Raw genomic sequence first — 13,843 nt, 5'->3', positions numbered from 1 at the left:
GCCGGAGGGTTATGAAGGTCTCCCCCGGATGCCGTGCCGACATGGGGTCGGCCCCGGCGGAACGAGGAAAGCCGGGAACAGCCTGTGTTTTCACGAACGACCGAAACCACGACCCTTTCCTGATGATTGAGGCGCTTGTGGAAGAAAATTTCCAGGTGGGGACCCTGCACCGCACGGGAGTTACCGCCACTCCTCGATCATCTTTCGGACGAGCGCCCGCCGGTCCGGCTTCCCGGCGGTGAGCGCCTGAAACTCCTCCTCGTAGATGGGCTTTTCAACCGAATAGAACGTCCCGAGCGGTATCGGCGCATCCTGATTATAGTCCCACTCCCGGATCTTTTCAAGGGCACTCCCGGGCCGACCGGTCTCGACATCGCCCTCCTGCAGTTCGTAAGCGTGAGCGTTGTAGTAGTCGGTCAGGTTGAAGTAGGTAGCGCAGATCTGGAGGACGTCGACGAACGAGAACCCCCGGTGCAGGATCGCTTCTTTAAAGAGGTCCTTGAGGTGCCGGACCTTCTTCGTGTAGCCCCGTGCAATGTGGGTCGCCCCGGCGGCAAGCATCACCTCGAGAGGGTTTATGGGGTGCTCCGTTATTCCGCCGGGTGTTGAACGGCCCTTAAAGCCAGTGGGCGACGTCGGAGTGTACTGCCCCGTCGTCAGCCCGTATACCCGGTTGTCATGGACGATGACCGTGATGTCGCTGTTCCGTTTGGCCGCGAAGATGAGGTGGTCGAGCCCTTCGGCGTAGATGTCGCCGTCCCCGACGTGGCATATGACCTTGAGTTCCGGGTTTGCGAGACGCATCCCGGTGGCCGCCGGGATCGATCGCCCGTGGATGCCGTAGAAACTGTTGACGTTCAGGTAGTCGACCAGTTTCCCGTGGCACCCGATGCCGCCGAGGAGGACGAAGTTCTCAAGCGGTATCCCCTCCTCCTCCGAAAGTTCGGCGATGGCCGACTTCATCATGTGCTGGATCGCGAAGTTGCCGCACCCGGGGCACCAGGTGTTCTCCGCCGGGGTGATCAGCCCTCCGGCCGCCTTTCCGGCAGGCCGCTCCGGGCTCACACGAAGACCTCCCCGAGTCGCGCCTCCAGTTCATCGACCTCAAACGGCCGCCCGTCGTACTTCAGGACCGGTTGGCCGGGGTCGAAACCCTGCTGCCGGAGAAGGCGGGCGAACTGTCCGGTGGCGTTGTCCTCAACACAGGCGACTCGACCTGTCCCGGTCATCGCCTCTTCCCATTGCCGGACAGGGAAAGGTGCGAGAACGAGCGGCTGGACGACCCGCGCTCCGAATCGCTCGGCGGCCTCGATACATGCCCACTTCTCCGATCCCCAGCAGACGACCGTCTTTTCGGCGTCGTGAGGGCCGTAGACCTGCACCGCAGGATAGGCTGCGAGTTCCGCCGAGAGGCTCTCGCCTTTTCGGAGCATCTTCTCCTGCAGCGCACGGACATCCTTTGACGCCTCCGTGGTGATTCCGGCCTCGTCGTGGGCGTAACTGTTCACCTTGACGGCGGCGCCTTTCCTCCCCGGGAAGGCGAGCGGCGATACCCCGTCTTCTGTCCGCACATACCGCCGATACTCTCCTGCACCGTCCCAGAGTTTCGGTTCCCGGTCCGGGAGCGGGGGGACAGCCCCGATGTCGAAGGAGTAGGCCCCTTCCGCGAGCGTCTTGTCGGTCAGGATGATCGCGGGAACCTGGTATTTCCAGGAGAGCGAGAGGGCGGTCGCCGACCAGGCGTAGGCCTCCCCGAGGTCGCCGGGGGCGACGACGAGCCGGGGAAACTCCCCCTGGCCTGCGTTCAGGACGAAGTGGAGGTCGCCCTGAGCGGTGTAGGTCGGCATCCCGGTGCTCGGGCCCGGCCGCTGCCCCACCACGATCGTTACGGGGACCTCGGCCATACCGGCGAGGGAGAGCCCTTCGGTCATCAGGCAGAACCCGCCGCCCGCAGTGCCGACCGCCGTCTTCTCACCGGCGTAGGCAAGCCCGAGGGCCATCAGGATGACGCCGATCTCGTTCTCCGGATGGAGAACCTTGATCGCGAGGTCTTCGGCATGCCCGGCGAGGAAATGGAGGAGGTTTGACGTCGGGGTCATCGGGTAGGCGACGTAGGACTCAAGCCCGCCGTGGACGAGCCCGAGCCCCGTCACCTCATTTCCGGTCAGGATCGGGAGTGCCGGAGCATCGAGCGGTTCGACGGTGAAGACGTGGTCCACGGCGTCGTAGCCCCGGCCTGCGACACGGAGGTTTGCCTCCAGGTGCTTGGCGGGGACGCTTCCGCGAATGACGTCGTCGAGGACCTCCCGTCCGATGCCCGCCGCCCGCGCGAGCGCCCCGAGCATCGCGGAATTCCCGGTGATCGGGGGTGCTTTTTCTTCTTTGAGGACCCGGTCGAGCGGGAGGCCGTAGCCTTCTCCCTTCACCACCTGAGAAGCGTCGTAGATGACGGTCGTGCCGTCGTGAATGCGTTCGCGGTGGATTTCGATGCCGTTCTGGTCGAAGGCGAGGAGGACGTCGACCGGGGTGCGGGTGGCGCCGGTTGGCTTCTCCGAGGCCCGGATGATCGCATAGTTGTGCCCGCCCCGGATGAGCGAGGGGTAATCGAAATACATGTAGGTGCGGTAGCCAAGGCGGGAGAAAAGGGCGGCAATGGAGAGTCCCGCCGTGTTGATGCCTTCTCCGGCCTTTCCGCCGATCAGTACGGAGTATTCGCCCATGGTGATCAAAACGTGCCGTAGCCTGTCTGCGGGTAAATAGGTTGTGCCGGTGGCCCCGGAGGGCGAGTTCCGGACGGCTTTCAGACCGGGAGGCGCGGCGGCGTTGGTACCTCGAAGGGTGCGGGACGCTTCTGCCCCTTTGTGGTTGCGGCCTCAACCCCGGGCGGCCGGGTCGAGATGGTCGGGTCGTTGCCTCTTCGACCGTGCACCTGCGGCGTCAGGTTAGGACCGGGTAGCCGTGCTGCAGCAACTCCGTTTCAGGGTGCGACCCGATGAACCCCGCTCCCCGATGGTGAGAATGGCAGGGCCGGTCTCTCTGTACATGGCATATCGGACACACCGGAGGCACCCTTCGCCTTAAAAGTATCGTAAATGACGAAGAAAAGAAAAATTTCAGTTCCGGATGTTTATTCCTTTCCGGATTGTTTTTCCCACCCGCGACTGCCTCACGCATCCCCTCACGTGCGGCTGTGAGAGGAGGTGGGGAGTCTCTCCCCGCCCCCGTATAGTTCGGGGCTACGAGTCGAGGACCGCTTCGGCAGCGTCGCGGTAGGCGCGCATCACGTACGGGATACCGGAGACTGCTTCCGCCTCCTCGGTCAGGGCCATCAGGTCGTTCCGGGTGACCGTCTTGAGGTTGAAGTTCCGGGTGCCGGCCATGATCTGCTGGAGTCCGGTCCTGAACTTCTGGGTGTAGGTGTAGATCCCGACTGCTCCAAGCGGGATCTCGTCGATCCGGCCGGGATACTTCTCTTTAAGCTGCTCATAGCAGACGAAGATCTCTTCTTTCGTGCGGCCGTATTTCGAGACGGTCTTCGGGAGTTCGCCGGCTTCGAGCCACTTGCCGATATTCTTCCCGACCATGCCGGGGATCATGAGGGCACGGCCCATACAGACTGCCCTGACATAGGGGCTTCCCATGGCGAGCCCCTTGAAGACGTTTGCTTCGTCCGCAAACCCGCCGGCGATGGCGATGTCCGGGACCCGGATGCCTCGTGCCTTCAGCCGCTCGGCGAACTGGTAGGCGAGGGACTCGATGTAGAAGGTCGGGATGCCCCATTCGTTCATCATCGGCCAGGGGCTCATTCCCGTGCCGCCGGGCGCACCATCGATGGTGAGAAGGTCGATCTTCGCCTCGGCTCCGTATCGAAGCGCCATCGCGAGTTCGACGGCCGAGTAGGCGCCGGTCTTGAGGGTGACGCGTTTGAACCCGACGTCGCGGAGCCGGTCGACTTCTTCGAGGAAGCCCTCCCGGGTGACGAAGCCCAGGCGGGAGTGCCGCTCAAACTCTTTTATTGCGCCGCCGCGGAAGGCTGCCCGCACCTCGCGGTCTCCCGGGTCCGGGAGGACGATGTAGCCGCGATCCTTGAGCTGGTTCGCCCGACCCAGGTTATCGACTTTGATCTCGCCGCCGATGCACTTTGCACCCTGACCCCATTTCAGCTCGATCGTCTCCAGGTTGTGCTTTGACGAGACGTATTCTGCGGTCCCAAGGCGCGTGTCCTCCACGTTCAACTGCACCAGGAGTTCGCCGTACCTGTCGTGGAACCTCCGGTAGGTCTCGATCCGGCGATCCATCTCGGGCGACTTGCCGACCTTGCCGTTGTGGTCAAGCACCAATCCGGGGTCGACACCACAGACGTTCTCTCCGCAGACGAGCGTGATGCCCGATATGGCTGCTCCGATGGCGAAGTGTTCCCAGTTTGCCCGGGCACTCTCGGTCGACCCAAGCGCTCCGGTGAAGACGGGGACCTGCATCGGGACCTTGACATCCCATCCATACTCGGTGCCGGTGTCGACGGTGGGAAACACCGCGGTATCCGGCCCGGCCTCGACGCCTTCCGGCAGACCCTTTGCACCCCGTGCATAGCCCTGGATGTTCAGGTGCGAGTAATCGACCGGGTAATTTTTGTCCGCGCCGGCAGTGATCCCACCGTACGGGCCGGGATAGAGCACTTCTCTGCCCCGGAAGGAGGAGAGCCAGATCTCGCATGCCCCCTTGCACCCGTCGACGCACCGGCTGCAGATGCCGGACATAGGCACGACGTCCCGGGAACGATTACTTGTTCCGGTCGCGTCGTCAGCATTCGGTCTTCGTAGATTCATCATTGCACCCGTATGTAGATAGAAGGTTCTTTCCTGCACATTTAAATCTTACTTTTTACCGGGCCCGCCTATCCCGGTCTTTCCGCAATTGGATGCGATCCGCCGACATCTGATATTTATATCCGGTGTTCCGGGATATGCCGCGAGCATGGCGAAAGGGTGAAATATCTTGATGAGTATGGTGGATTATGAACTTCAGGTTGCTACCCGCTCTAATTGTGCTTCTGCTTGCGTTTTCGCTCAGCGCCGCCTGCACGAATCCCGGCGACGACGGCGGGCCGTCCCCTACGGAGACCCCGACGGTCACGGCAACGCCTGCACCCACGACGCCGGTCTCATTGACGCCCGGTCCAACGCAGACAATGCCGCCGGAAAGAGATGTTATTTTCCAGATTGAGCCAGGCTATCCCTCCCGGGTTACGCACGACCTCTCCATTGCGTTCCGGGGAGGCAAAGGCCAGGACTTTGTAAAGAGCATCGATGTGCGCGTGACCCGGTCGACCGGGGAGGTCGTTACCGATACCCTGCAGCCGCGTATCGGCGACGACCTTATCATTAACAATGCAAAAGGGGAGAATCGGGTGGAGATTACCGTCTCTCTCATCACGGGCGGCTCCTATAAGGTTAAAGACGAGATTGTAGAAGTCCCGTGACCTCCATAACTCTTTTTGGGACGGTTCGGAGAGCGGTCATCCGGGCGAGACCTTCCGATCTATCGCTTCCCCACACCCCATCGTATCAGGAGGCCGTCGTCGAACCGCGTTGCCTCGATGATGCGTAACCGCGTGAAATCCTCTTCCCGGAGAAAACCAGTGCCGTCTGCCGGCGTGGGGGCATCCTTCCCGCCGATGACGATATTGCCGACGAATGTCTGGAGTTCGTCGACGAGCCCCTGCGCAAAGAGCCCCCAGATCAGGGTTCCGCCCCCCTCGACCATCAGGCGCCGGACACCCTGCCGGTACAGATCGTCAAGCAGGACTGCGAGATCGACGGTCGCATCCCCGGCGACGATGACGGCGGCGTGTTTTCTGAGTGCTTCTACCTTTTCGAGGGGCGCCTTGCGCGAGACGGCGACGATACGCTTTCCGGTCCCTTTATGGAGGATGTCGGCAGAGGGGGGAGTCTTGCCCAGGCTATCCACCACGACACGGACGGGGTGCTCATCCTTTCCTGCCGATCTCCGTTCGGCCCGGAGTTCCGGTGACTTGACGGTGAGCGAGGGATTATCGGCAAGCACGGTGCCGATGCCGACCATAATCGCATCGCTCTCCGCCTTGATCCGGTCGACCCGTGAGAAATCTTCCTTTCCCGAGATTCTCACCTGTCGCCGCTCTCGTGTTGAAATTTTCCCATCAGCGCTCATGGCGACGTTGATGAAGACAAAAGGACGCATGATTTAGAGTTACACGACGATCACCATATGTTTTCCCTAAAATAACGCTATGAGGTTTCTCGCGGTCTCAACACCTCCCTCTTCCGGCCCTCGGGAAATATTTGGCACTCGCCCCCATCCATCGAAGAATTTTACGTCGTTTTATGAAATATTATCTATTTGTTTTCGTATGATTTCGAATGTTTTATATATAGATTCATGAATAACTTGTGTGTCCCATATGTCTTTAAACCGGTATCTCTTGAGCCGCTTTCAGGAAGACCTCTTTACCGGGACGGATATCGTCAAAATGATTGTGATCCTGTCATTTTCGACGGTATCACTCATGCTGACGGCGGTCACGCCGGAACACACCCACGCTTACCTCCTCTGCCCCCTGACCTATTGTATCCCGATAGCCCTTGTCGCTCTCTGGTTCCCCCGACAGGGATTTCCCGTGACTGCCTTTCTAATTTTTGGGTTTTTAGTTATTCGGATATGCCTTTCGATCCTCGGTTTTACCGTAGACCTGTTAACGACCGGACTGCACACAATCTTCTTCATCTGGGTTTTCGGTGTCACAACACTCTTTTCGCGAAGTTATTATCTCACCGTTTCCCGGTGCAGACGGATCGCCAAAGATACCGGCAGTGCAAAGTTTCTCTGCGACCCGGAGACCCTCCGGCTGCTCTGCGTCAACAGCCGATGTGCGGACCTTCTCGGCTACACCCCATCGGAACTCATTGGCCTCCCGGTCGAGAGACTCTGGGCGGATGAAGATGCGAAAATTCAGTTTATCGAGGAGATGAAACGGGATGGCGGCATCGGGAATGCGGAGACGACTTTTCGTGCGCGAAACGGCAGTCTCCGCCCGGTCCTCCTCTCCTGTCGGTCTCTTGTTCCCGAGAACCTCTTCGAGTGCACGGTTGTGGATATCGGCAGGCTCCAGGGGGAGTATACCGACCCCGTCCGGTCGAACAGGACCCTGACGGAACTCATCCGGCAGTCAAACGATATCTTCTTCGTGCAGGATGCCGCAGGCCGTATCCTCCACTTCTCCTGGCTGCGTGCTCCCGATTACGGGATCTCTCCCGATGATCTCATCGGACGCGGTGCGGATGCCCTCCTGCCTGAGGACCTTGCCCGTCAGCACATGGAGCGGGTCCGTAAAGCGGTTGATGAACAGAAGAATGCCCGCTACAATCTCGACCTCGAACTGGCGGGGGTTCGCCATACCTTCTCCGTTACAATCGCTCCGTATACGGGGGTGGAGGGCGTCCCCATCGGTGTCGTAGGATCGGCGCACGACGCCACCGAGATGCGGCGGCAAAGGCTTGCCTGCAGGCAGATGACCTGGGAGGTCGACCAGTGGAAAGGGCTCGCCACCACGCTCTCCCACGAACTGCGCACGCCATTGCAGCCGCTCATCGGCTATCTTCAGATGATAGTCGAAGATCCCGGACACTACGGTCTCACGAAGGAGGTGGAGAAGTACCTCGCGAACTGTCTTGTGTGCTCGAGGCAGGAGCAGGCGGTGGTCGAGAAGGTGGTCGAGTTGAGTCTGCTTACGATGGATCACATCGAGTTCTTCGCTCAGGAAGTACCCCTCCGTCGGCTCGCCGATACCATCGTTTCCCGGGGCGGGTATGATCCAGACGCTCAAATCTCCAACGAAATCCCGGATAGCGCCAGCATCTGGGGAGATCGTGATAAACTATCTCTGGCGCTGGAGTGTCTGGTATCAAATGCGGTTAAGTATAATGAACCACCAAAGAACGTATGGATCCGTTATGCAGAATCAAATAACAACCATTATATCATGGTGTGTGATAATGGCATCGGTATCCCTGCGGATGTTATCGAATCAATCTTTGGGCCGTTTTCTACCGGTAATGCCGGAAAACTGCACCGCAAAAGCGGTAAAATTGGCTTGGGGCTCATGATTGCACGTAAGTATGTCCGGTTGCATGGAGGAGAAATAACGGTGACGAGTGTGGTGGGCGAGGGGAGCACCTTCACCATCAGAATACCAAAGGAGGTATGAATCGTGGGAAATAAGATTATGGTTGTCGACGATGACCTGCCGACGCTGGAGGTCATGGAACTGCTGCTCCGGAGGATCAATCGTGAACCGCTCCTGGTTCACAACGGGTGGGATGCCTTGCGGATGCTCAAGAAAGAGAAACCCGCGCTCATTATCCTCGATGTGATGATGTCCCCCATCGATGGATGGCAATTCCTGGAGGAACTGAAGCGGAATGAGGGGTTCAGGGACATCCCGGTCCTGCTCTTTACCGCAAAGCATGTCTGGCCCGAGGAATATTCCCGATACGCGGATGATATCGTCGGCGTCCTGGAGAAGCCCATCTCACTTGCCGAGTTGAAATCAGCACTGGAGCGGGTCCTCCCCCGCGACGCCTCCTCTCACACTGACGACGAGCGTCGCCATACCCCGCAGATCCGGAGCGGGTAGTTTTTTTCGGGGGCACCTCGCCGGTTCTCCTCCCCGGTCGTCTGCCCTACACCGAAAGGCATTTTATTGGCCGGGGGCGTATTGACCGGCAGTGACATTCTCATGATCGTTACAGATCTCCCCGGCTGTCCTTCCCTCAAGGAATATCAGCGGATCGTGGGCGCAGAACAATTTTCGGCGATTGAGGATCTTGTCGACCGTCTTTCCGGTGTCAGGCTGCAGGAGATCAACTCGACCCGTTACGGCGGGGGCGTCGCGGAGATCCTGATGTCGTATGTTCCTTTCCTGAACGCGCTTGGTCTTGAGACCGTATGGAGCGTCATGGAGGCCGAACCGGCGTTCTTCGATGTCACGAAGACGCTCCATAACTTCCTCCAGGGCCGGGACGGGTTCGCCCCGTCGATGATTGAGACCTACTGGGAGGCCCAGCGGCAGAACGAAGCGCTGATCGAGGACGACAGCGATGTTGTGACGGTCCACGACCCCCAGCCGCTCGGTCTCGTTGAATTCCTGACGGCCCGGGAACTCGAGCGGAAGAGACTGCTCTGGCGGTGCCACGTCCATCTGGAGACGGTGCCCACCGCGACCGCAGGCAGCATCGGCAATATCATGAGGCGACTGGTCGAAAAATACCATGCAAGTATATTTTCAAGTTTCCAGTACCTCCCCCTCTGGAACGTGCCGAGTTTTATCATCCCGCCGTTCATCGACCCTCTCTCCGAGAAGAACCGCGACCTCCCCGAGGCTGAGATCGACGCCACCCTCGCGAAGTACGGCATTGACCCGGCAAAGCCGATTGTCACCCAGGTCTCCCGCTACGATGTCTTCAAGGACCCGGTCGGCGTCATACAGGCGTTCAAGCGAATTCGCCGAAAGACTCCCTGCCAGCTTGTCCTCGTCGGCGGGCGGGCGTGCGACGACCCGGAGTGCTACCTCGTTCTGCGTGAGGTCCGCGAGACGGCCGAGGACGATCCCGACATTCATATCCTCGACCTCCCGCCGGACAGTCATCGCGAGATCAACGCACTCCAGCGGGCATCGGACGTGATCATCCAGAAGTCCATAAAAGAGGGGTTCGGGCTGACGGTGACCGAGGCGCTCTGGAAGGGGAAACCCGTCGTCGCCGGGAACGTCGGCGGGATACCGCTCCAGATCCGCGACGGCTGGAACGGTTACCTGGTCTCGACGGTCCAGGAGACCGCCGACCGGATCCTTTACCTTCTCCGGCACCAGGAGTTGGCCGGGGAGATGGGAGCACGGGGGAGAGAGTTTGTGCGGGAGTATTACCTCCTCCCCCGGGGCGTGCAGGACCACCTCGCCGTCATCGACCAGGTGAAGAACGGCAGGATCACCGCCCGCGACAGCGTCATCTGCTACCACCCGCAGGTGGTGACGACCCGGATGGCTACCTGCTCCCCCGCCGGTACTGATGGCTCTTCCCGGTCCTCGGCCGATCCATCTTGAGGATGGGTGGGTCGGTGCGATTCATGTGAGGAGAAACGTTCGGCGGCGCTCCTTCGTTCACTCCGGCAAGGGGCGGCCGGGTCACCTCACTCGATGGGAATCTCCTTTCCTCCGGGTTCGGACTGCCCTCTCATCTTTCGTAAGCGCACCTCCAGAACGCCGTTCTTAAACCCGGTCCCGGCACCCTCTTCGGTTACGCTTGCCGGCAGGCGTATCAGCCGGCTCAGGATGCCGTTCCCGCGTTCCAGGATAGAGTAGCCGCCTCCCGATTCCTCTTCGGACGGTCCGGCGCGTCTTGCTGTTATCCGCAGAGTCTGCGGGTTGAGCAGGTTGACCCTGATCGCGTTCTCCTCCGCTCCGGGCAGTTCCGCAACCACGATCACCTCGTCGTCGTGGTCGAGGATATCGACCCGGAAGTCCGCTGACAGACCGCGAAAATCGCGGCCGCTCCACCGGGAAACCGGTGGACTGTCGATGTCCCGCCGTTTGGAGCCGAACGGATTGTCTTCTCTCCGTGACATGGTCCTTGCCTCATCAAGTCTGGTGGAGATCGGATGGCTGGTTGCCATCCTTGGGTTCTCCCTTGATCATGCATACTTAACCCTTCGCACCCGGGAGACGCCGCACTCAGGATCGCCCGCCCGCCCTTTAACCGCCCGTTCTGTAATGTAGACCTTGCGACCTCCCGGCGACCCGGAGCAATGCCCGGCCGGATTATCCGCCGAATATCCCGGCGGAGTCTCCGATGAACCCCCCGGGCCCCCATTCCGTGCGTCTCCCTACCGCCCGGCAGGTTTTTGTGACGTGACCGATATGGTGGGGACCCCGGAATTTCTCGGGCGCGGGGGGCGACCGGGCGCATGCCGTCGGTGCCGTCGGTGCCGTCGTCCTGCCGGAAACGCCAGTGCCGACGGATTTACGGGGGTTATGGAGGGAGATGAGATGGCCCAATTCAAACCATTTGCCATAGAAGGTATGCCGATGGAAGAGCAGCCCATGAACTGGAAAGATATGGTTCCGGCCCCATACGACAAGAAGGCGGTCGACGCCTACACCCGGACCCGGATCATTCTCATGAACGGCATCGAGAACAATGCCGTCCTTATGTCGCACGCGATCGAGCGGCTGCATCCGGACCCTGAGGTGAAGCGCATAATGTCCTTGCTGCGGCGGATCGACTCCCAGCAGCAGGAAACGGTCAACTGGCTCAACCCGGCGGACCAGTCGGTCATCGAGACCACCCTCGGCTACGAGCAGGTGGCGGTCGACCTCACCGCGAACCTGGCGAAGAACGAGCCGGACCCCTACGTGAAGCAGACGCTGGATTTTGCGCTGCTCGAAGATTTCGATCACCTCTACCGCTACGGTTGCCTCTACGACTATATCGAGGGCGGCGACCCCGAGATGATTGTCCAGGGCAAAACCGAGGTCAAACCGGCCCGGCCGACGAGCATCGAGCACCGCCACCCCGACGACTCGATGCGGAAGCACTACGACAGGGATACGGCCGCGATCAAGACGAAGTTGAACTATCACACGATTGTCTCGGCGGAGCAGCAGACGATGCTCTTCTACCGGTCGCACGGGTCCATGTACCCCGACGACATCGCGCGGCAACTCTACGCGGAGATCGCGGAGGTTGAAGAGCAGCACGTGACCCAGTACGAACTGCTCGGCGACCCCGCCGAGACGATGCTTGAGAAGATGGCGCTGCTGGAACTCAACGAGGCCTACCTTTACCACTCCTGCGCACAGACCGAGAGCGACCCGAGGATCAAGGGGATCTGGGAGATGTTTACGAAGATGGAGATCACGCATTTCTCCGAGTGCGCAAGGCTCCTCAAACAGCACGAGGGCCGCGATATTCGGGATATCATGCAGACCGACATCATCGAGCCTCCGGTCGTTTTTGAGTCGAACAAAGACTACGTTAACAGCGTCATCGACACCCAGCTCGATCTTGCACCCTACAACACGGAGTTTATGCGGGTGCGCGACCTCCCGGACAACTGGGCGAGTTTCGGCTACCTGCGGGTCATGAATGCAAAGGGCGTCCCGAGTGAGGAGGTCGTCGGTAAAGCGGGCCCGGACCTTGCCGAACGCGACCGGGCGGAGAACATCCGGCGGGTCAAGCAGGAGATGGCCCGCCGGGTGGAGAAGAGCATGGCGACAGTGCCGGCCCGGTGAATACCCTCTTTTTTACCGTTCGTGGGGCCTGTCCGGAAATCATGGGGGCAGTTCACTCATTCTTCAGGGCATTTCTTGCTTCCCGGGCAAATGCAAGCGTTTTTTCGGGGTTTCGAACACCGTCTTTCTTGACGCCGGTATGCACGTCGACGCCGTACGGGCGGACTTTCCGGATGGCTTCCGTGACGTTCTCCGGCGTGAGTCCTCCGGCGAGTATCACGGGAATTGCGGTGGTCGCCACAATTTTTGCACTGATATTCCAGTCGTGAGGGACCCCCGTTCCTCCGATCTTCTCGCGCGTTCTGGTGTCGAGGATGAGCGCGTCGGCGTAGCGTTCATAGCGTTTTCCGGTCTTGATAGCCGACTCGTCCATTACATGAACGGCTTTCACGATCTTCAGATACGGGAGAGCGTCGCGGATGACGTCCATCTCGGGCGGGTCGACGGTATCCTGGATCTGCAGCGTCGTGCAATGCGAATCTTTCACCAGCCTGATGAGGTCTTCCGTTCCCTGCAGGTGGGTGACCGCGACAGGTTCGATGAACGGCGGGAGCTGTCTTACCATCTCTGCCGTTTCAGCGGGAGTTACGACGTCGCTGCTCTGATGGGTCACGCCCATGACGAACCCCATGGCATCGCAGCCCGCATCCACCGCACACCGCATATCTGCAATACTGGCCGTTCCACAGAATTTTACACGCATCAGAGTGACTCTGTCGTTCTGGTAGATAGGATGTCTGCCGGACCCGTAAGGGCCCGCGACGGTGGTCGGCCTTGCACGACGGAATCGTCCTACCGGGAGCGGTCGAGGACGGCATAGCAGTCCGTCGCCTAGCATAATCTCCAGGCTTTAACCCGACCTCTTCTTGTTACGCCAGACGGTAAAAAAGCGCGCACCAACAGGTCGCGTGACCATTTATTTCGGGTTGGCGATCACTGTATACCCTGCATTTCCCTCCACACATTTTGCCGTTCTTCACACTCGGCAGCCGGGGGGCGGGTGTTTTTCACCAAAATCGTTTCCAGAGCGGTATCGGCGGATGCAGGGCTCAGTATCCCATATTCAATCATCTTATCCATAACCCAGAGAGTGCCGTGACACTCTGTTGCCTGCTGCTCGGCCAGCGTCCTCAGCCTTCCATCGCCGGTAACCAGCAGGCAACGGTGATGTCTCGCGAGGACAAATGCAAAGAGATCCTGCATCGATAACTTGCGATTCCGAGGAACAAGTTCTGTTACCTGCCGGCGAGTTCCCTCTGGCTAAAGCCATTTATCGCTCGGGCCATCTTCACCCTCTCTCCGACGGTCACCTCATTCACCTCGCTTCCGGGTTTACAAAACAGCAATTGTTTGACAGTTATGTGAACCTTTTGTGAGGGGGGCAAAGACTAACCGGCTTTTCAGAGCATGAATATCACAACCGCTGCATGGAACTAAAGTGAACTACCCCGCGCTCTCGGGCGCAGCTTCCTGCTTCATTCTCCCTCCACTGAGGCAAGTCCACAGGCTCAACGGCGCGTT

12 protein-coding genes are annotated in these 13,843 nt (G+C 59.9%); 5 read left to right on the top strand and 7 right to left on the bottom strand.

What is annotated here, in order from left to right:
- Positions 1 to 180: 180 nt before the first annotated feature.
- From BP737_RS11130 to BP737_RS11120, 3 genes are all read right to left on the bottom strand, one after another.
- A complete protein-coding gene (locus BP737_RS11130; RefSeq protein ID WP_292408900.1) occupies positions 181 to 1,065 on the bottom strand; it encodes a thiamine pyrophosphate-dependent enzyme in 885 nt (294 codons plus the stop codon).
- Positions 1,062 to 2,720: a 2-oxoacid:acceptor oxidoreductase subunit alpha gene (locus BP737_RS11125; RefSeq protein WP_342686187.1), complete on the bottom strand. Its 1,659-nt coding sequence runs from the start codon at positions 2,718 to 2,720 to the stop codon at positions 1,062 to 1,064. The genes BP737_RS11130 and BP737_RS11125 overlap by 4 nt, the downstream gene beginning before the upstream one ends.
- Before the next feature lie 516 nt (positions 2,721 to 3,236).
- A complete protein-coding gene (locus tag BP737_RS11120) occupies positions 3,237 to 4,826 on the bottom strand; it encodes an FMN-binding glutamate synthase family protein (protein WP_342686183.1) in 1,590 nt (529 codons plus the stop codon).
- A gap of 188 nt (positions 4,827 to 5,014) precedes the next feature.
- Between BP737_RS11120 and BP737_RS11115 the strand changes: the two genes are divergently transcribed.
- Positions 5,015 to 5,479, top strand: coding sequence for a hypothetical protein (locus tag BP737_RS11115; protein ID WP_292408896.1), 465 nt, complete (start codon positions 5,015 to 5,017; stop codon positions 5,477 to 5,479).
- A 59-nt stretch (positions 5,480 to 5,538) separates the two neighbouring features.
- Here BP737_RS11115 and BP737_RS11110 read toward each other — a convergent pair whose 3' ends face one another.
- Positions 5,539 to 6,219: a 2,5-diamino-6-(ribosylamino)-4(3H)-pyrimidinone 5'-phosphate reductase gene (locus BP737_RS11110; RefSeq protein ID WP_292408895.1), complete on the bottom strand. Its 681-nt coding sequence runs from the start codon at positions 6,217 to 6,219 to the stop codon at positions 5,539 to 5,541.
- A gap of 220 nt (positions 6,220 to 6,439) precedes the next feature.
- Here BP737_RS11110 and BP737_RS11105 point away from each other — a divergent pair, with 220 nt between their 5' ends.
- The 3 genes from BP737_RS11105 (at position 6,440) to BP737_RS11095 (ending at position 10,135) form a co-directional block, all read left to right on the top strand.
- Positions 6,440 to 8,242 (top strand): PAS domain-containing sensor histidine kinase, encoded by a 1,803-nt coding sequence (locus BP737_RS11105; RefSeq protein WP_342686182.1) that lies wholly within the window; start codon positions 6,440 to 6,442, stop codon positions 8,240 to 8,242.
- Between the two features lie 3 nt (positions 8,243 to 8,245).
- Positions 8,246 to 8,671 (top strand): response regulator, encoded by a 426-nt coding sequence (locus BP737_RS11100; protein ID WP_292408890.1) that lies wholly within the window; start codon positions 8,246 to 8,248, stop codon positions 8,669 to 8,671.
- Positions 8,672 to 8,773: 102 nt separating this feature from the next.
- Positions 8,774 to 10,135, top strand: coding sequence for a glycosyltransferase (locus BP737_RS11095; protein WP_292408888.1), 1,362 nt, complete (start codon positions 8,774 to 8,776; stop codon positions 10,133 to 10,135).
- Between the two features lie 86 nt (positions 10,136 to 10,221).
- Here BP737_RS11095 and BP737_RS11090 read toward each other — a convergent pair whose 3' ends face one another.
- Complete coding sequence (locus BP737_RS11090; RefSeq protein WP_292408886.1) at positions 10,222 to 10,656, bottom strand: Hsp20/alpha crystallin family protein; 435 nt, start codon at positions 10,654 to 10,656, stop codon at positions 10,222 to 10,224.
- 475 nt (positions 10,657 to 11,131) lie between these two features.
- Here BP737_RS11090 and BP737_RS11085 point away from each other — a divergent pair, with 475 nt between their 5' ends.
- The gene (locus BP737_RS11085; protein ID WP_292408884.1) at positions 11,132 to 12,322 is read left to right on the top strand and encodes a hypothetical protein; all 1,191 of its coding nucleotides are present in this window, start codon (positions 11,132 to 11,134) and stop codon (positions 12,320 to 12,322) included.
- Positions 12,323 to 12,374: 52 nt separating this feature from the next.
- On the opposite strand, the gene BP737_RS11080 is transcribed toward BP737_RS11085, so the two are convergent.
- Positions 12,375 to 13,025 (bottom strand): phosphoribosylanthranilate isomerase, encoded by a 651-nt coding sequence (locus tag BP737_RS11080; RefSeq protein WP_292408882.1) that lies wholly within the window; start codon positions 13,023 to 13,025, stop codon positions 12,375 to 12,377.
- 230 nt (positions 13,026 to 13,255) lie between these two features.
- Positions 13,256 to 13,525, bottom strand: a complete 270-nt coding sequence (locus BP737_RS11075) for a hypothetical protein (RefSeq protein ID WP_292408880.1) — start codon at positions 13,523 to 13,525, stop codon at positions 13,256 to 13,258.
- Positions 13,526 to 13,843: the final 318 nt, after the last annotated feature.

Origin of the sequence: Methanoculleus sp. UBA291 (assembly GCF_002499755.1) — an archaeon.
Lineage (GTDB): Archaea > Halobacteriota > Methanomicrobia > Methanomicrobiales > Methanoculleaceae > Methanoculleus > Methanoculleus palmolei.
Note: the sequence above shows the minus strand (reverse complement) of the source record. Positions and strands in the feature narration are given on the sequence as shown.